The sequence below is a fragment of the Methylocella sp. genome (genome assembly GCF_044226135.1).
Classification (GTDB): domain Bacteria; phylum Pseudomonadota; class Alphaproteobacteria; order Rhizobiales; family Beijerinckiaceae; genus Methylocapsa.
This window is the reverse complement of the sequence record NZ_JBGAHM010000036.1, coordinates 15,504-33,651: the sequence shown is the minus strand read 5'-3', so window position 1 is coordinate 33,651 and position 18,148 is coordinate 15,504. Positions and strand designations below refer to the sequence as shown.

Sequence of the window (18,148 nt, the reverse complement as noted above, 5' to 3'; positions counted from 1 at the left end):
ATGCAGGAGATAGACGAAGACATGCGGCGGGGGCCGCTCGATGAGCTGGTCGGCCTCGTGGCTCCTGACCGCGACCATGGCGCGAAACTTCAGCCCTTGCTGGCGAAAGCGGCGGCGATATTGGCGCGGATCTGCTGGGCGAGCAGGCGGGCGTTGCGGATCTCGGCGTCGCGCGAGGCGCGCAGATTGGCGTAGCGCTGCGAGAAACGGTCATAGCTCGACTGGGCGCGCACCACGCCCTTGACGATCGGATCGCCGCCGCCGGCCGGCGACAGCGTATATTCGGCGACGGCGGCGAGCGTGCCCGAGCTCGGATAGCCGGTCACAGTGTCGACCAGCGGCGACTGCAGATATTGCTGCAGCCCGACGTAAAGCGTGTAGCGCGCCGCCTGCGGCGTTCCCGTGCCGTTGAGGCCGAAGCGCAGCTCATTCTCGAGGTAATGGCCCTCGCGGCCGGCGATCGGCACGACATGGATCGCCATGAGGTCGCTCGAGATCGCGCCGCCGGCGACCTGCGGCCCGTAGAGCGGTTGCAGGCAGCCTGCGAGCGCGAGGCAGAGCGACAGCGCGGCGGCGAGGCGAAGAGGCTTCACGCTAGGCGACGACATTCACGATCCTCTGCGGAACGATGATGATCTTCTTCACCGGCCGGCCTTCGAGCGCGCGCCGCACCGGCTCGAGCGCGAGCGCGGCGGCTTCGATCGCCTCGCGCGGGGCGGCGCGGTCGACGGTCACGTCGCCGCGCTTCTTGCCGTTGACCTGCACCGGCAGATCGATCGTCTCCTCGACGAGCAGCGCGGCGTCGGCTTCAGGCCAGGGCGCCTGCGCGGCGAGGCCGGTTCGGCCGAGCGCCGCCCAGCACTCCTCGGCGAGATGCGGCATCATCGGCGCGAAACAGCAAACGAGGATCCCCGCCGCCTCGCCGAAGGCGAAGCGCAGGTCGGCCGCGACGTCGGGCGTCTCCACCGCGCCGACCGCGGCGGCGAGCCTGTTGGCGAGGTCGTGCACCTGCGCCACCGCGCGGTTGAAGCGCAGCCGCTCGATGTCCTCCCCGACGCGGGCCAGCGCCTGATGCGCGAGCCGGCGCACGGCCGTCGCCGCCGGCGAGAAATCGTTCGGGCGCGGCGCGTCGGCGGTCGGGGCGAGACGCGACAGCTCGCCGACGAGCCGCCACAGGCGCTGCACGAATTTGGCCGCGCCCTGCACCCCTTCCTCGGTCCAGATCACGTCGCGCTCGGGCGGCGAATCGGACAGGACGAACCAGCGCGCGGTGTCGGCGCCGAAGCTTTCGATGATCTCGTCGGGATCGACCGTGTTGCGCTTCGACTTCGACATCTTCTCGATCGGGCCGATGGCGACCAGCTCGTTGTCCGAAATGCGATAGGCGGTTCTTGTCGGCGGCTGACCGATCGCCGTCGTGCCCAATGTGAACATCCCCGGCACTGCGCCGGGTGTATTTTGAAAGCGAACTTCTGAAGGATAAAGCCAGGCGCCGTCCTGCGCGCGATAGGTCTCATGCACCACCATCCCTTGCGTGAAGAGGCCCGAGAACGGCTCCTTCAGCGCGCCGGCGTGGCCGGTCGCCTGCATGGCGCGGGTGAAGAAACGCGCATAGAGCAGATGCAGAATGGCGTGCTCGACTCCGCCGATATACTGGTCGACGGGCAGCCATTTGCCGATCATGGCCGGGTCGGTCGGCGCTTCGGCGAGCCATGGGTCGGTGAAGCGCGCGAAATACCACGACGAATCGACGAACGTGTCCATGGTGTCGGTTTCGCGCGTCGCCTCGCCGCCGCAGCTCGGGCATGTCACATGTTTCCACGTGGGATGCCGGTCGAGCGGATTGCCCGGCGCGTCGAAGCTGACGTCGGGCGGCAGCTCGACGGGAAGGTCGGCGTCCGGCGCAGGGACCGCCCCGCAGGACGGGCAGTGAATGATCGGGATCGGGCAGCCCCAGTAGCGCTGGCGCGACACGCCCCAGTCGCGCAGGCGGAAATTGACCTGGCGCTTCGCCTGCGGGCGGCCGTCGATCAGGCGCGCTTCGAGCCGGCGCGCCACGTCCTCCTTGGCCGCCTCGACGCTGAGCCCGTCGAGGAAGCGCGAATGATAGAGCGCGCCTTCGCCGTCATAGGCTTCGGTCGTGACCGCGAAGGTTTCGGGGTCCTCGCCCGGCGGCAGGATCACCGGCGTCGCGCCGAGGCCGTAGGCGTTGGCGAAATCGAGGTCGCGCTGGTCATGCGCCGGACAGCCGAAGATCGCGCCCGTCCCGTAATCCATGAGCACGAAATTGGCGACATAGACCGGCAGCAGCCAGGTCTCGTCGAAGGGGTGGCGGACCCTGAGCCCGGTGTCATAGCCTTTCTTGTCGGCCGTCTCGATCGCCGCCGTCGAGGCGCCGCGGCGCCGGCACTCGGCGACGAAGTCGGCGAGCGCCGGATCCGTCGCGGCGCAGGCTGCGGCGAGCGGATGGTCGGCGGCGAGCGCGAGAAATTTCGCGCCGAACAGCGTGTCGGGCCGGGTCGTGTAGACCTCGACCTCGCCCGCCCCGCCCGCGAGCTCGAAGCGCACGAGCAGGCCCTCCGAGCGGCCGATCCAGTTCGCCTGCATCAGGCGCACCTTCTCGGGCCAGCGCGCGAGCCCGTCGAGCGCCGACAGCAGGTCGTCGGCGAAATCCGAAATTTTGAAGAACCACTGCGTCAGCTCGCGCTGCTCGACGAGCGCGCCCGAGCGCCAGCCGCGCCCGTCGATCACCTGCTCATTGGCGAGGACGGTGCGGTCGACCGGGTCCCAGTTCACCTTCGATTTCTTGCGGTCGACGAGGCCGGCCTTCAGGAAATCGAGAAACATCTTCTGCTGGTGGCGATAATAGGACGGATCGCAGGTGGCGATCTCGCGCGACCAGTCGAGCGACAGGCCCATGGACTTGAGCTGCGCCCGCATGGCGTCGATGTTGGCGTAGGTCCAGGCGGCCGGATGCGTCCTGTTCTGCATGGCGGCGTTTTCGGCCGGCATGCCGAAGGCGTCCCAGCCCATGGGGTGGAGCACGCCAAACCCCTTCGCCCGCTTGTAGCGCGCGATCACGTCGCCCATGGCGTAATTGCGCACATGGCCCATGTGGATGCGCCCGGACGGATACGGGAACATTTCAAGCACATAATATTTCGGGCGCGGGTCGTCGTTGGCGAGGGCGAAGATCGCCGCCCGCTCCCAGATCTCCCGCCATTTCGGCTCCGTCTCGCGGGCGTTGTAGCGCTCGAAGTCCATCGTCTCCCGAAAGCCGCCTTGACTGTCGCGCCCGCGATCGAGACGGGCCGCGTGCCGCATTGAAGCGCCGGCCCGAAAAGCTGCGGACCCTTCGGACGAAGCCGGCGCGTGAGAACGCCCGGGCCAGAACGAAATCCCGATTCCGGTCGGGACGGTTTCGCTCTAGGGTCGCGCGCGTGAAGGTCGCCGGAGCCATAAAGGCCCCGCGCCAGACCAGCCTGTTTCATGTGAACGAAAGGCTTGCGCTTTGCAACCGACGGCCGCCGATTCCCCGGACGTGCTTTCCCGCCTCAGGGCGCTGCGCGAGGAGATCGCGCGCGCCGCGCGCGACGCCGGCCGGGCCCCCGAAAGCGTCACGCTGACCTGCGTCTCGAAGACCTTTCCCGCCGAAGACGTCCGCCCCCTGCTCGAAGCCGGCGAACGCGTCTTCGGCGAGAACCGGGTGCAGGAGGCGATGGAGAAATGGCCGGCCCTGCGCCGCGATTTTCCGGACGCCGAGCTTCGCCTGATCGGCCCGCTGCAGTCGAACAAGGCGCCGGAGGCGGCGGCCTTCTTCGACGTGATCGAGACCGTCGACCGCGACAAGATCGCCGCCGCTTTGGCGCTTGAGACGCGCAAGCTCGGCGCAAGCCCGCGCTTTTACGTTCAGGTCAACACCGGCGCCGAGCCGCAGAAGGCCGGCGTCCTCCCGCAGGAGGCTGACGCCTTCGTCCGCCGCTGCCGCGACGACCACGGGCTCGACGTGCGCGGGCTCATGTGCATTCCGCCTGTCGGCGAGCAGGCCTCGCCTCATTTCGCGCTTTTGGGCCAGATCGCGGCGCGCAACGGGCTGAAGGAGCTCTCCATGGGCATGAGCGGCGATTTCGCTCTGGCGATCCAGCTCGGCGCGACCCATGTGCGCGTCGGCAGCGCGCTGTTTGGCTCTCGGCCGAAGCCCTAGGAGGGGCTGAACCGCCAAACGCCGGCGCGGCCGCGCAGGCTGAGGCCGCGCCGGCGCACACGAAACAAAGCAAAAATGGCGCAGACGCGCGCCAAAGGTCAAAAAAGAGAGTTAGGGCAATTGAGTTCGCATAGATTCCGTCTATGCCGCGGCATGAGGTGAAAATCCTGGCGCAGGCTGGATTCAAAGCCTGTTATATACTTTATTTTTAGGCGGAGCCGCCGCATTTTCGGTCTTTCAGCGCGTAACGCCCTTCAAATGACCCAGGCTCGCCCATGCGCTGGCCGTTCGAGGTCGGCATGAAGACCCGAAGATCCGACGGCCGGTCATGACGCGGCGAAGCTTCCGCCGCCGGCCGCCAGGCGCCGTGTTCAGGACGGCGGCCGCCAAGGCGCCGGACCCGGCCGGCGCGCCCATGGCGCAAGCCCCGTTTCACGCGATGGTCAGGACGGCGCCCCCCGAAAGCCGCGGCAGCAGGCGCAAAAGATCGTGCGTCCTGAGGGCGACGCAACCCTGCGTCGCCGAAAAGTCCTCGCGCGCGCAATGCAGGAAAATGGCGCTGCCGCGCCCCCTGCGGCGCGGGCGCAGATTGTAGTCGAGCACGAGCACGAGGTCATAAAGCCCGTCCTCGCGCCGCATCGACTCGCACGACGCGGCGAACGGCAGCCGCACGGGCCGGTTGTAGGCGGGGTGCGCGGGATCGTCGCACCAGCCGTCCCGCGCGCCCATCGCCCGCAGGGGCAGGGCCGTGCGCGGCCGCCGCAGCCGGTCGGCGCGGTAATAGCCGTAAAGAAGCCTGAAGCTTCCGGCGGGCGAGGCGCCGTCGCCCTCGCGCTTGGCGCGCGAGACGCCGCCCGAGCCAAGCGCGCAGCGCAGAACGAGCCCGCCCGCGCGCAGCCGGCCTTCCGCCGGGCCGGCGAGGCCGCGCGGCGTCTTTGTCGCCGCAAGGCGCCGCACGGCGCCGGCGGGCGCATGTTCAGCCCGAAACCGGCGGCTCATTCGCCGGCGCCCCGCCGAAAAACATGCCGAAGAGTCCGCATGGACAAAATTTTAGGCTTTCGCCCCGGATCGGGCTTCAGCTTTCCTTTTGGAAAGGCGGCGCACGCGCATGTCGGGAAATGCGTCATTTTTCTTCCAAAAGTTGCGCCAGAGGCGGGGAATCCGCCGCCGCGCCCGGAAATTGTCCGCGCCGGGGCGCGCGACGAGGCCCGGATTTGCGTGATTGTGACGTCGCGTTCATATTTTACGGCGGATTCTGTCTCGACTCGAGGCCGCAGGGGCGCGACGCGCCGGCAAGCTCTGGCGTTCACCTCCGGCAAACCCATATAAATAACGGATAATTTCCCAAGGCGTGGCGCTGGCGCATGACGCGAGAGGCTGCGGAGGACAACAGTTCGGGGGCCTTTATGCCGCAAGTCATGAAAATTCTTATCGCCGACGACGATCCGGACCTGCGCGCCGCGCTCGCCGAGCAGCTTTCGCTGCATGACGAATTTTCGGCCGTCCACGCCGATTCGGCGCAGGGCGCGCTTTCGGCCTCGCGGCAGGAGACGCCCGACCTCGTCATCATGGACGTCGGCCTGCCCGACATGGACGGGCGCGAGGCCGTGCGCAAGATGCGCGAGGAAGGCTTCAAGAATCCGATCATCATGCTGACCGGCCAGGATTCCGACCAGGACACGGTGCAGGGCCTCGAAGCCGGCGCCAATGATTATGTGACGAAGCCGTTCCGCTTCGCGGTGCTGCTCGCCCGCATGCGCGCGCATCTGCGCCAGCATGAGACGAACGAGGAAGCCACCTTCCGCATCGGCCCCTACACCTTCCAGCCGGGCGCGAAGCTCCTCGTCAATGAAAAGGGCGAGAAGATCCGCCTCACCGAAAAGGAGACGGCGATCCTGCGCTATCTCTACCGCGCCGGCCAGAACGTGGTGGTGCGCGACGTGCTGCTGCGCGAGGTGTGGGGCTACAACTCCAACGTCACCACCCACACGCTCGAAACGCATATCTACCGCCTGCGCCAGAAGATCGAGCGCGACCCGGCCAAGGCGCAGCTTCTCATCACCGAGGCGGGCGGCTACAAGCTCGTGCCCTGAACCCTGCCGCAGGAGCGCGCCATGGCCCTCGAAGACGACGTCGCCAAGCTCGCCCGCAATCCGGTGTTCGCGGCGCTTTCGCCCGACGCGCTGCGTCTGCTCGCCTTCTCGGCCGAGTCGAAGACGTTTCGCGCCGGCGACATCCTGTTCCGGCGCGACGAGCCGTCGAGCGGCGGCTTCGTCGTGATGTCGGGCTCGGTCGCGCTCGATTCGGCCGGAGACGGCTCGGCCTCGCGCATTTTCCGCCCGCCGGCGCTGATCGGCGAGATCGCGCTCCTCACCGAAACCAAGCGGCCCGCGACCGCCATCGCGCGCGAGCCGACGAGCGTGCTGCGCGTCACCCAGCAGATGTTCCGGCGCGTCCTGACCGAATATCCCGAAAGCGCCGAGCGGCTGCGCCAGACTCTCGCCGCGCGCCTCTCGGGCTTCGTCGACGAACTCGACCGCCTGTGGAGCCGGCCGCAGCCGACGCCCTAAGCCGGCCGCCGCCCTCAGAAATCAAACGTCGCCAGCACCGGCGTGTGGTCGGACGGGCGCTCCCAGCCGCGCGCCTCCTTGAGCACGCTGACGCCCGAAAGGCGCGGCGCGAGGCTTTCGCTCACGAACACATGGTCGAGGCGGCGGCCGCGGTCGGACTGCTCCCAGTCGCGCGCGCGGTAGCTCCACCAGGTGAAGAGCTTCTCATGCGGCGGCACATGGACGCGCATGGCGTCGACCCAGGGGCCCGCCTCTCGCACGATCCTGAGCTTGTCGACCTCGACCGGCGTGTGGCTGACGACCCGCAACAGCGCCTTGTGATTCCAGACGTCCGTTTCGAGCGGCGCGATGTTGAGGTCGCCGACGAGCACGGCGTCGCCGGCCGCGAGTCCGTCCTCGGCCGCCCATCGCGCCATCTCGTCGAGGAAGGCGAGCTTGTGCGCAAATTTCGGATTGATCAGCGGATCGGGCTCGTCGCCCCCCGCCGGCACGTAGAAATTATGCAGCCGGACCGGCTGCGGCGCGCCCTCCGGCCTGACGCTCACGGCGAGATGGCGCGCGTCGCCCTTGTCGCAGAAGCCGCGCCGGTCGACGTCAAAGAGCGGCAGGCGCGAGACCACCGCCACGCCGTGATATCCCTTCTGGCCGTTGATCGCGACATGCGGATAGCCGAGCTTCGTGAAGGCCGCGAGCGGAAATTCCGCGTCGCGGCACTTCGTCTCCTGCAGGCACAGGATGTCGGGCCCGTTTTCGGCGAGAAAGCGCGCGACGAGATCGATGCGCAGGCGGACGGAATTGATGTTCCATGTGGAGAGGGTCAGGCGCATGAGGCGCGATTGACCATGGCCGAGCTTGCGCCGCAAGCCCCTATCGGCTGTGACGGCGGCGCGGGCCGGCGCCGACCCGGCGGCTCCAAATGAAAAGGCGTCCGGCTTGCGCCGGACGCCTTAGGAGCGAAACGCTGGGAGGGGGACCAGCGGCCCGGCAGGCGAAGCGGGGGATTACGCCTGACGGTGTGTCGCTCACATGGGCCTAAGATATGCGCGCGCCCCGCCGATGCAAGAGCCCGAACGCGAGAAACGGAGCCTCAATTATTTGTGTTCGGCAATCGTTCCTGGGTAAGCTGGAAGATGTTCGGATCCGGTTGCTTGCTCAGATCGACATTGAACAGGGAGATTACCGTTTCGTAACCTTGCGGGTCCGTGACCTGCCACTGCTTGAGCTGGAACTTGGCGGCGTCGAAAATAAGCTTGATCTCGGACGTGCCGCCGAAGGTCGCCTGATCCTCGACCTGGATGACGACCGAGTTCGGATCGCTCGCCACATTGACGACGCGCACGTCCTTGTTGAGGTCGACCTTGTCCTTCAGCAGGAACTTCAGCGGCGTCTGGCTGATGAAATAGACGTCCTTGGTCCCGGTCTTGCGGTCGTGGATCGCCACCGAAAGCCCGTCCGCGACGATTTCGAGCGTCGCCGGCGGCGCATATTCGAAACGCAGCTTGCCCGGGCGCTGCACGAACACCTTGCCTTCGGACCTGCGCCCGTCCGGGCCGATCTGCACGAAATCGCCGATCATGGTCGTCGCCGAATTGAAATAGTCGTTGGCCTTCTGGATGGCGACGAGCGGATCCATCGGCGTGAAGGGCTTTTGCGCCGGCGCGCTTTTCTGCGTCTTCTGCGCCGGCTGCGCGCCCTGCGCCGCGGCGACCGGGACCTGGAAGGGCGCGGCGACAAAAACACCCAGCGCGACGACGAAGGCTTGCTTGCGCATCATGAACCACATCCCGGGAGGCGGCCGCGCCGCCCTTCGATCCTGTTGACAGGCGCTTTCTAGAGCATTTTCGCCGCAAGGGGCAGAGTTTCGCGTAAAACGCGCAAAAACAGTTTGTTAGCGCGCGGCCGCCGGCCCGCCCGCCCGGGCGCGCCGTCCCGGAACGCACAGGAGGAACGGCGTGGCTCATGCTAGCCTTCTGCGGCGGCGCGGTCCGGCGCCGCCCGACTTCAGAGGTCAGCGCATGAGATCCAAAATCTCGTCGGCCGCGGAGGGCGAGTATTCGGTCCACAAGCACACCGAGCTGCTCGACCTTGCGGGCCAGCCGCTGCCGCCCTTCATGGTGCGGCGCGAATGGGGCTATGTGGTCAACAGGGGCCAGACGCTTCAGGCGGAGTTCACTTTCGAGAACGGCGGCAAGTCGACGCAGACCGTTCCGGTCGGATGGATGCTGTCGACCAACGACTACATCTCGAAAACAGACCGGACGCTCGCCTATGGCTACATGACGCTCGCCCGCGACCGCGTCGACACGCGGCTCAAGACGCTCGTCATCCCGAAGGACATTGCGCCTGGCCAATACTGGCTCGGCGCGATCGTCGACATCGACGGCAAGGTCCCCGCTGACACGCTGCGCGACAACAACGCGACCTACATCCCGATACAAGTTCAATAGGCGCGGCTAGCCTTCGGCGGCGAGGTCGAAGGCGCCGCGGTCGACGCCGCCGCCGACGAGAATGGCGCGCTTGCCGGAATGGTTCGGCGCGCCGACCACGCCCTCCTGCTCCATGCGCTCGACGAGCGAAGCGGCCTTGTTGTAGCCGACCGAAAGCCGGCGCTGGATGTAGCTCGTCGAGCATTTGCGGTCGCGCAGCACGATGGCTACGGCGCGGTCGTAGAGGTCGCCCTGCTCCTCGGCGTCCATGCTTCCGGGCGCGGCGCCGCCGTCCTCGCCCTCGCCCGGCTCCTCGTCATTGGTGATGGCTTCGAGATATTGCGGCTCGCCCTGCGCCTTGAGATGGCCGACGATGCGCTCGACCTCGCCGTCCGACACGAAGGGCCCGTGCACGCGCGAGATGCGTCCGCCGCCCGCCATGTAGAGCATGTCGCCCTGGCCGAGCAGCTGCTCGGCCCCCTGCTCGCCCAGAATGGTGCGGCTGTCGATCTTCGACGTGACCTGGAAGGAGATGCGGGTCGGGAAATTGGCCTTGATGGTGCCGGTGATGACGTCGACCGAGGGGCGCTGCGTCGCCATGATGAGATGGATGCCGGCGGCGCGGGCCATCTGCGCGAGGCGCTGGATCGCGCCCTCGATGTCCTTGCCGGCGACCATCATCAGGTCGGCCATCTCGTCGACGATCACGACGATGAAGGGCAGCGGGGTCAGCTCCATGGGCTCGTGCTCATAGATCGCCTCGCCGGTCTCGCGGTCGTAGCCCGTCTGCACGGTGCGCGTCAGGGTCTCGCCGCGCGCCGCCGCCTCTCCAACCCGCGCGTTGAAGCCGTCGATGTTGCGAACCCCGAGCTTCGACATCTTCTTGTAGCGGTCCTCCATTTCGCGGACCGCCCATTTGAGCGCCACCACCGCCTTCTTCGGGTCGGTGACGACGGGCGTCAACAGATGCGGAATGCCGTCATAGACGGACAGCTCGAGCATCTTCGGATCGACCATGATGAGCCGGCATTCCTCCGGCTTCATCCTGTAGAGCAGCGACAGGATCATGGTGTTGATCGCGACCGACTTGCCCGAGCCGGTGGTGCCGGCGACGAGCAGATGCGGCATGCGCGCGAGATCGACGATGATCGGCTCGCCGCCGATGGTCTTGCCGAGCGCGATGGCGAGCCTGTGCTTCGACTGCTCGAAATCCTCGGAGCCGATCAGCTCGCGCAGAAACACCGTCTCGCGGCGCTGGTTCGGCAGCTCGACGCCGATGGCGTTGCGCCCCTGCACCACGGCGACGCGGGCCGAGATCGCCGACATCGAGCGGGCGATGTCGTCGGCGAGGCCGATGACGCGGCTGCTCTTGATGCCGGGCGCGGGCTCAAGCTCATAAAGCGTCACGACGGGGCCGGGGCGGACGTTGATGATCTCGCCCTTGACGCCGAAATCCTCAAGCACGCCCTCGAGCAGGCGGGCGTTCTGGGAGAGCGCGTCCTCGGTCATCTGGCCGACGGCGAGCCGCTTCGGCTCGGCGAGCATGGCGAGGGGCGGATGCTCATAGTCGCCGCGCGGCGCCCGTCCGCGTCCCGTTTCGGCGCGGGCGCGCGCGCCGGGCGCGGCGGCTCGGCGGCGGGCGTCACCATGCGGCGCGGCGCGGCCTCGGGCTCCGGGCGGCGCGGCGCGGCCGGCGGGCGGCGCGGCCGGCCGGGCCGGCGGCGCAGGCGGTTCGGCGGCGAAAGCCGGCGCGAAATCCTGCTCGCCCGCGTCGAAATCCCCCGCGTCGAACTCCTTTTCCTCGAAATTTTGCGCGTCGAACGCCCGCGTCTCGAAACGCTGCGCGTCCTGACCCCGCGCGTTCTGGCGGCGCGACTCGAAGCCCGCGGGCTCGTAGCGGTCTTCATAGGCGGGCTCGCGGCGCGGCGCGGCGCCTTTCTTGTGGCGCGCGGCGGCGCGCGTCGCGGGCGGCGCATAGGCGGTGGCGTCGAACTGCGGCTCGGCGATTTCGCGCTCCTCGCTCCAGTCCGCGCCGCCGGCGGCGGCGAGCACGCGCGGGGCTGGCGCCGGGGCGTCGTCGGAGGGGAAGTCGAAGGCGGCGAAGGGCGGATCGAAGTCGCGCTGCGCGAACTGCGGCGCGGTGCGCCAGGGCGCGGGCTTCAGCGCCGGCGTTCTCGCGGCGCGGCGCCTTGCGATCTCGCGCGCGACGACGCCCTTGAGCGAAAGAAAGCCATGGATGAGCGCGCCCAGCGCGATCATGGCGAAGCCGGGGCCGCCCTCCTCGGCGGGCGCGCGGCGCAGCGACAGCGGCTCCTCATCCTCGTCCTCCTCGTCGTCGAGCCGGTCGCGCAGCGTGACGCTCGCCGACAGGGCGAACATCGCGCCGAGCGCGCAGGCGATCCCGACCGCGCCCATGACGAAGGGAACGCCCCCGAGCAGCATGCGCGGCAGCGCGACGAGCCCGTCGCCGAAGACGCCGCCAAGGCCGGTCGGCAGCGGCCAGCGCGCGGTGGCCGGCAGCAGCGCGGCGACGCAGGCCGAAAGCAGCGAGCCCGCGGCCCAGAGGCCGACGCGCGCCCCCGGGCGCTCGAGCCGCCGCGCGGTGAGAAGCCGCACGCCCCACAGCGCCGGCGGCGTGAGGACGGCGACGACGGCGACGCCGAACATCTGCATCAGGAGATCGGCCGTGACCGCGCCCGGCGCGCCGAGCAGGTTGCGCACCGGCCCCGGCGTGGCATGGTTGAAGCTCGGATCCTCGACCGACCATGTCAGCAGGGCGGCGACGGCGCAGGCGCAGGCGCCGAGAATGGCGAGGCCGGCGAGCTCGGCGCCGCGCCGCGCCGCGAAGGCCCGAAGCTGTTCGGGAATGACGTCGAGCCCCGTCATGCTTGTCGTCGTCCGCATAGGCTCCCCGCAGCTCCCCGCCGAACATGTTCGCCCGAACGCGCTTGCGCGCCGGGCCGGGGCAAATTAGCGGGGGCGGGTTAAAGCGCCTTTAACCTTACGGCGGCGGCCCGCCCCGGGCGCGGCGCGCGGCGGCGTCTTGACGCGGCGGCGAGCGCGCTTTATGTCCTGCGGCTTCACCGCCGCATTGAAAGATGATGCGCAGGTCCGGCCGGGCCGCGAGCCCGCCGCGTTGGAATTTTAAAGAGGAAAACTGCGATGTCCCGCCGCTGCGAATTGACCGGCAAGGCCGTGCAGACCGGCAATCTGGTCAGCCATTCGAACCGCAAGACGCGGACGCGCTTCCTGCCGAACCTCTGCAACGTGACGCTTCTGTCCGACACGCTGCAGCGCAAGCTGCGCTTTCGCGTGGCCGCGGCCTCGCTGCGCACGGTCGAGCATCGCGGCGGCATCGACGCGTTTCTCGTCAAGGCGAACGACGAGGAGCTTTCGATCGGCGCCCGCGCGCTGAAGCGCGCGATCCTCAAGAAGCAGGCCGAAGGCTGAGCCGTTCGCCCGATCGGCGCAAGGTTTTCGCGCAAAGCCCGATCAGCCCCGATCGGGCTTTTGCTTTTCGCGCCGTCCGACGCTTCTTTTCCTGACGCCTCCCTTCCTGAGGCTTGCGCCTGATCCGCGGCGCGCCGGCGACGGCGCCGAGAGCGCCGCCCCGCAGCGGCTCTCCAACCGTCGGCGCGCGCGGCTTTGCGCCCGGCGCGCCGCGAAAACCTAGCCCGCGCCCTCCGCGACGCCGAAACGCAGCAGCCCTCGCCCCTCGCGCCGCAGCCAGGCTTCGGCCTCCTCATAGGCGGGATCGAGCCCGGCCACCACGTTCCAGAACGCCTTGGAATGGTTCATGTGCACGAGATGCGCGACCTCATGGGCGGCGAGATAGTCGAGCACCGGCGGCGGCGCGAGAATGAGCCGCCACGAAAAATTCAGCGCGCCCGCCGCCGAGCATGAGCCCCAGCGCGTCGCCGTGTCCCTGATCGAGATGCGGCGCGGCGTGACGCCGAGCCGCGCCGCATGGCGCGCGACGGCCGATTCGAGGTCGCGCCGCGCCTCCTTCGTCAGAAAATCGCGCAGCCGCCGCGCCGCGAACGCCGGCTCGCCGCCGACGAACAGGCGCGCCGGCCCGCCCTCGGGCGAAGGCGGCGCGCGCATCACCGGCCCCTTGCCGCGCGGCAGGGGCGACAGCGCGACAAGATGAGGCTCGCCGCGCAGCGGGATGAGGACGCCGGGCTCGAACGGCGTCGAGCGCGGCAGCTGGCGCAGCTTGAGATCGACCCAGGCCGCATGACGCTCGGCGAAGGAGCGCACCTCGCCCCAGCGGGCGCGCGCCGGCACGGTCAGCACCACGTCGCGCGGCCCGGCGCGCACGCGCAGGGTGAAGCGGCGGGCGCTCGCGGAGCGCCGCAGGGCGACGCGATAGGTCTCGCCCCCATGGATGACGTCGATGAAAGCGCGCTCCGGCTCGGGACGCGCGAAAGGAAAAATCCTGCGCAGCGGCATGGCCGCAAGCTTAGCCCATCCGGCGCAAGCGCGCACCGGCGCGATGCGCCGTCCCTTTGCGAAACGCAAATCGAAGCTTCGGCCTTCGTCCCCGCCGCGGGCGGACGAGCCCCGGGTCGGCCCGCCCGAACGCATGCGTCAAAAAGTCCGGCCCCTTTCGATTGACGTCTTTATAATAACGCCTGACCATCTCCGTCATTCATTTGGCGGGTTAGAGACGCTCATGGCGCTCGGATTTTCCCTTTATCTCGACCTTTTTCGGCTGCTCGCGGCGCTGACGGTCGTCGCCTCTCATGTCGTCGGCGACCCTCATTTTGGCGGAAGCTACGCCTATCCACGCTTCGGCGAGGAAGCCGTCATGGGCTTTTTCGTCCTGTCGGGCCTCGTCATCGCCTATGTCGCCCATTGTCGGGAGCGCGATCTTTCGCTGTTCGCCGCCTCCCGCCTGTCCCGCCTGTGGGTCGTGCTCGTGCCGGCGCTCGTCCTGACGCCGCTGATCGACGCGGCCGGGCGCTGGGTCTCGCCGTCCGCCTATGAGGGCTGGGGGTCGGTGCTGCAGTTCGACCATCCGGCATGGCGGCTTCTCGCCTCGGCGCTGTTCCTGAACGAAACCTGGCTCCAGTCGATCGTTCCGCTGTCAAACGTGCCGGCCTGGTCGCTCGGCTTTGAAGCCTGGTATTATGCGATCTTCGCCGGTTTCATCTTTTCGAGCCGCGCCCTTCGGCCATGGATCGTCGCCGCGCTCGCCCTCGCGGCCGGGCCGAAGATCCTGCTGCTAATGCCCGTCTGGCTTCTCGGCGCCCTGATCTACGACAGGCGCGCGTCGATCCGCCTGCCGCGGCGAACGGCGATCGGGCTGTTTCTCGCGGGGCCAGCGCTCATCGTCGGCCTCAAGACGCTGCATGTCGGCGCCCTTCTGCGCGCGGCGGGAGAAGGGCTTCTGGGCGCGCCGTTCGTCGAGGGCTCGCTCGGCTACGCCGACAATTTCCTCTGGCAGAACCTGGTCGGCGTCCTCGTCTGCGTTCATCTCGTCGGGGCGACCGCCCTCTCGGGCGGGTTCGAGCGCCTCCTCGCACGGGGCGAAAAGGCGATTCGCTTCGGCTCCGCCGCGACGCTGCCGATCTATCTGCTGCATTTTCCGCTCGCGCTCATGATCGCGGCGATGATCGGCGATCATGTGGGGGCGGGCGCCAAGATGGCCGCCGTCTTCTCCGGCGCCGTCGTCCTTTCGGTCCTGGCGGGATTGCCGCTCGCCGCGCTTCATGCGCCGCTCAAGGCGCAGCTTCTCGCCGCCTTCCGCGCGTCGGGACGAAAGATTTCAAGACGTCTGCGTCCGGCGCAAGCTTCGCTGGGCTGAGACCCGCCTGACGCGCGCCGGCGGCCTTTCGCCCGTCCGCGTCGGGCGAAAGGCTCACACCACCGAAAGCATGCGCGCCGCCGCCGTGTCGCCGGCCGCGTGGAAGTCGAGCACGCGCGGCACGATCTGGTTGCGGAAGCGCGATCCGTTGAACACGCCGTAATGGCCGACCTTCTCCTGGAGATAGTTGGCCTTCATGGAGTCCGGCAGGTTGACGCACAAATCATGGGCGGCGAGCGTCTGGCCGACGCCGGAAATGTCGTCGTTCTCGCCCTCGACGGTCAGGAGCGCGGTGCGGCGAATCGCGGCCGGATTGACCTTGACGCCGCGATGGGTCATCTCGCCCCTGGGCAGGCGATGCCTGACGAACACCGTGTCGACGGTCTGGAGATAGAATTCGGCCGTCAAATCGAGCACGGACAGATATTCGTCGTAGAATTCGCGATGCTTTTCGGCCGAATCGCCGTCGCCCTCGACGAGATGGTTGAAGAGCTCGAGATGGGCGTTGACGTGCCGGTCGAGGTTCATGCCCATGAAGCCCGCGAGCTGCAGGAAGCCCGGATAGACCTCGCGCCCGGCGCCGCGATAGCCGAGCGGCACGGCGCTGATGCAATGCTGCTTGAACCAGTCGCAGCCGCGCTCCTCGGCGAGCTTGTTGACCTTGGTCGGGCTGCGCCGCGTGTCGATCGGCCCGCCCATCAGGGTCATCGAGGCGGGGCTGTGCGGGCTGTCCTCGGCCTCCATCAGGGCGACGGCGGCAAACAGCGGCACCGCCGGCTGGCAGACGCCGAGCGTGTGCAGGTCGAGCCCGTCATGGGTCTTGCTCAGATGGCCGCAGACGCCGACGAGATAGTCGATATAGTCGTCGAGGTCGAACCGGCCGGCCGAAAGCGGCTGCGTCTTCGCGTCGGCCCAGTCGGTGACATAGACGTCATAGAAGGGCAGAAAGGCCTCGACCGTGCCGCGCAGCAGCGTCGCGTAATGGCCCGAAAGCGGCGCGACGATGAGCAGCTTCGCCTGCTGCGGGGCGTCGCCGCCGTCGAACTGACGCTCGAATCGAATCAGCCGGCAGAAGGGCCTCTCCCAGACGACGCGCTCGACGATCGGCGTGGGCTTGCCGCCGACCAGCGTCGCCTCGAAGCCGAAGCCGGGCTTGCCGTAGCGCCGCGTGAGCCGCTCGAACAGCTCCACGGTCGCCATCATCTTCTTGCCGACATGGGTGTAGGAGAAGGGATTGGCCGGGCTCTTGAGCCAAAGCTGGGCGAAGTCCGTCATCGCGCGCGCCGGCGCCAGGGCGAAGTGCGAGATTTCGTGCAATTCGTAGGCAAAAGGAGGCATTGACCGCTCTCTTCACTCGAACTGTTGGCGCCGCCCATGAGGCGCTCCCCTGATCTGGCCGAGACAGGCCAGGGAGGCGGATCATAGGCGCGCGCGGGACTGCGACAAAACAACCCAAACAGAGTAAATTGCGCTTTTATTAGACATGTGCTCCCGCGTACACAGTTTGAAAAGCCCGTATTCGCCGCGTCTTTGGGCTTTTCGTCCGCTCAATCGCTAAGCTTTGGGCGCCTACCATAAACACAGACAGGTCGTTCCAGTTGCCTGAATTTACGCCTTATTACCTTGGTGTTACGGCGCCTTCGCCTGCACGGAGAGGCCTGTATTGGACGCCCGGCGCGGCCCTGCGGCGCAAGACCCGTTTGCGCCGCGCGCGCGCCGCGGCGCCGGCGGCCCGATGACGGCGCTTCTCGACGCAAGCTTCGGCGGCCGCCAGCGCCGGCTTCATGTCGACACTCTGGTGCGCCTGCGCTGGTTCGCGCTCGCGGGCCAGGCCGTGGCGGTGATCTTCACCTATTTCGCGCTCGGCTTCAGGCTGCCGCTGCTGTCGTGCCTTGCGGTCGTCGCCGTCTCGGCGGCGCTGAACGTCGCGCTGCGGCTGCGCTACGGCCGCGTCGACCGGCTGAACGAGCGCCCGGCGGCGGTCGTGCTCGCCTATGACGTGCTCCAGCTCACCGCCCTTCTTTATCTGACGGGCGGCATGGAGAACCCCTTCTCGATGCTGTTTCTCGCCCCGATCATGGTCTCGGCCATGTCGCTTTCGGGCTGGACGACGACGGCGCTGACCTTCCTGACCATCTGCGCGGCGAGCGTCCTCACCCTCAGCCACTATCCCCTGCCCTGGGCCGCGGGCGAGACCGTCGAGCTGCCCATCCTCTATTCGGCCGGGGTCTGGACCGCCCATGTGGTGAGCGCCAGCTTCATCGCCATCTACGCCTCGCTCGTCGCGCTTGAATCGCGCAAGCTCGTCGACGCCCTGACGGCGACCGAACTCGTGCTCGCGCGCGAGCAGCATCTGACCCAGCTCGACGGGCTCGCGGCCGCCGCCGCCCATGAGCTCGGCACGCCGCTCGCGACCATTACGCTCGTCGCGAAGGATCTCGAGCGGCAGGCCGAGCCCGGCAGCCAGATCGCCGAGGACGTCGCCGTGCTGTCGCAGGAGGCGATGCGCTGCCGCTCGATTCTCGGCAAGCTGACCTCGCTTGGCGACGACGAAGGCAATCTTCTCGACGAGATGCGGCTTTCGGTCATGATCGAGGAGGTGGTCGCGCCGCAGCGCGACTTCGGCGTCAGGATCGCCGTGAAGATCCACGGCGACGGGCGCGAGCCGGTGGCGCGGCGCAACCCCGGCATCCTCTACGGCCTCGGCAATCTGATCGAGAACGCGATCGACTTCGCCGCCTCCGAGGTGCGCATCCAGGCGGGCTGGGACGCGGCGTCGGTGCGCATCTCGATCGACGACGACGGGCCGGGCTTCTCGCCCGAAGTCATGAGCCGCGTCGGCGCGCCCTATGTCACGACCAGAAACGACCGGCGCGCCAAGTCGGAGGACGGACAGGGCCTGGGCCTTGGCCTGTTCATCGCGAAGACGCTGCTCGAACGCTCGGGCGCGACGGTCGTCGCGCAGAACGCGCCGCCTCCGGCGACCGGCGCGCAGATCAGGGTCGAATGGCGCCGGCCGGCTTTTGAGCGCGGCGTCCGCCCGAAGGCCGACGCGGCCGCGCCGCCCTGAGTTCCAGATGAGCCCTATGGGCGCCGCCGCCGTATCGCATTAAGGTCCGTCAGGGAATCCTGGCCGGCG

General features: G+C 68.3%; 15 protein-coding genes. 7 read left to right on the top strand and 8 right to left on the bottom strand.

The genetic code is table 11. From position 1 onward, the window contains the following. Window positions 1–89 precede the first annotated feature (89 nt). Window positions 90–608 carry a hypothetical protein gene (locus ACILRB_RS13400; RefSeq protein ID WP_395666794.1) on the bottom strand — a complete coding sequence of 173 codons (519 nt, stop codon included), beginning with the start codon at window positions 606–608 and terminating at the stop codon, window positions 90–92. Next, on the bottom strand, window positions 595–3,264 hold the full coding sequence (gene leuS / locus ACILRB_RS13395; protein ID WP_395666793.1) for a leucine--tRNA ligase: 2,670 nt from the start codon (window positions 3,262–3,264) through the stop codon (window positions 595–597). The genes ACILRB_RS13400 and leuS overlap by 14 nt, the downstream gene beginning before the upstream one ends. A 247-nt stretch (window positions 3,265–3,511) precedes the next feature. On the opposite strand from leuS, the gene ACILRB_RS13390 reads away from it, so the two are divergent. Then, the gene (locus tag ACILRB_RS13390) at window positions 3,512–4,204 is read left to right on the top strand and encodes a YggS family pyridoxal phosphate-dependent enzyme (RefSeq protein WP_395666792.1); all 693 of its coding nucleotides are present in this window, start codon (window positions 3,512–3,514) and stop codon (window positions 4,202–4,204) included. Between the two features lie 432 nt (window positions 4,205–4,636). Here ACILRB_RS13390 and ACILRB_RS13385 read toward each other — a convergent pair whose 3' ends face one another. Next, entirely contained in the window at window positions 4,637–5,203 is a 567-nt protein-coding gene (locus tag ACILRB_RS13385) for a L,D-transpeptidase (protein ID WP_395666791.1), read from the bottom strand. 407 nt (window positions 5,204–5,610) lie between these two features. Between ACILRB_RS13385 and ACILRB_RS13380 the strand changes: the two genes are divergently transcribed. Both ACILRB_RS13380 and ACILRB_RS13375 read left to right on the top strand, forming a co-directional pair. Then, window positions 5,611–6,297: a response regulator transcription factor gene (locus ACILRB_RS13380; protein WP_395666790.1), complete on the top strand. Its 687-nt coding sequence runs from the start codon at window positions 5,611–5,613 to the stop codon at window positions 6,295–6,297. A gap of 21 nt (window positions 6,298–6,318) precedes the next feature. After that, window positions 6,319–6,774: a cyclic nucleotide-binding domain-containing protein gene (locus tag ACILRB_RS13375; RefSeq protein ID WP_395666789.1), complete on the top strand. Its 456-nt coding sequence runs from the start codon at window positions 6,319–6,321 to the stop codon at window positions 6,772–6,774. A 14-nt stretch (window positions 6,775–6,788) separates the two neighbouring features. On the opposite strand, the gene ACILRB_RS13370 is transcribed toward ACILRB_RS13375, so the two are convergent. After that, window positions 6,789–7,601 (bottom strand): exodeoxyribonuclease III, encoded by an 813-nt coding sequence (locus ACILRB_RS13370; RefSeq protein WP_395666788.1) that lies wholly within the window; start codon window positions 7,599–7,601, stop codon window positions 6,789–6,791. Window positions 7,602–7,861: 260 nt separating this feature from the next. Next, entirely contained in the window at window positions 7,862–8,548 is a 687-nt protein-coding gene (locus tag ACILRB_RS13365) for an outer membrane lipoprotein carrier protein LolA (protein ID WP_395666787.1), read from the bottom strand. 241 nt (window positions 8,549–8,789) lie between these two features. On the opposite strand from ACILRB_RS13365, the gene ACILRB_RS13360 reads away from it, so the two are divergent. Then, entirely contained in the window at window positions 8,790–9,221 is a 432-nt protein-coding gene (locus tag ACILRB_RS13360; RefSeq protein WP_395666786.1) for a hypothetical protein, read from the top strand. A gap of 6 nt (window positions 9,222–9,227) precedes the next feature. Here ACILRB_RS13360 and ACILRB_RS13355 read toward each other — a convergent pair whose 3' ends face one another. Next, window positions 9,228–12,104: a DNA translocase FtsK gene (locus ACILRB_RS13355; RefSeq protein WP_395666785.1), complete on the bottom strand. Its 2,877-nt coding sequence runs from the start codon at window positions 12,102–12,104 to the stop codon at window positions 9,228–9,230. A gap of 258 nt (window positions 12,105–12,362) precedes the next feature. On the opposite strand from ACILRB_RS13355, the gene rpmB reads away from it, so the two are divergent. After that, window positions 12,363–12,650: a 50S ribosomal protein L28 gene (rpmB, locus tag ACILRB_RS13350; RefSeq protein WP_395666784.1), complete on the top strand. Its 288-nt coding sequence runs from the start codon at window positions 12,363–12,365 to the stop codon at window positions 12,648–12,650. Between the two features lie 219 nt (window positions 12,651–12,869). On the opposite strand, the gene ACILRB_RS13345 is transcribed toward rpmB, so the two are convergent. Beyond that, a complete protein-coding gene (locus ACILRB_RS13345; RefSeq protein WP_395666783.1) occupies window positions 12,870–13,652 on the bottom strand; it encodes a M48 family metallopeptidase in 783 nt (260 codons plus the stop codon). 223 nt (window positions 13,653–13,875) lie between these two features. Between ACILRB_RS13345 and ACILRB_RS13340 the strand changes: the two genes are divergently transcribed. Then, entirely contained in the window at window positions 13,876–15,009 is a 1,134-nt protein-coding gene (locus ACILRB_RS13340; RefSeq protein WP_395666782.1) for an acyltransferase family protein, read from the top strand. Between the two features lie 54 nt (window positions 15,010–15,063). On the opposite strand, the gene ACILRB_RS13335 is transcribed toward ACILRB_RS13340, so the two are convergent. Next, window positions 15,064–16,347, bottom strand: a complete 1,284-nt coding sequence (locus ACILRB_RS13335) for a polyhydroxyalkanoate depolymerase (protein ID WP_395666781.1) — start codon at window positions 16,345–16,347, stop codon at window positions 15,064–15,066. A 397-nt stretch (window positions 16,348–16,744) separates the two neighbouring features. Between ACILRB_RS13335 and ACILRB_RS13330 the strand changes: the two genes are divergently transcribed. Then, window positions 16,745–18,079 carry an ActS/PrrB/RegB family redox-sensitive histidine kinase gene (locus tag ACILRB_RS13330; RefSeq protein ID WP_395666780.1) on the top strand — a complete coding sequence of 445 codons (1,335 nt, stop codon included), beginning with the start codon at window positions 16,745–16,747 and terminating at the stop codon, window positions 18,077–18,079. Window positions 18,080–18,148: the final 69 nt, after the last annotated feature.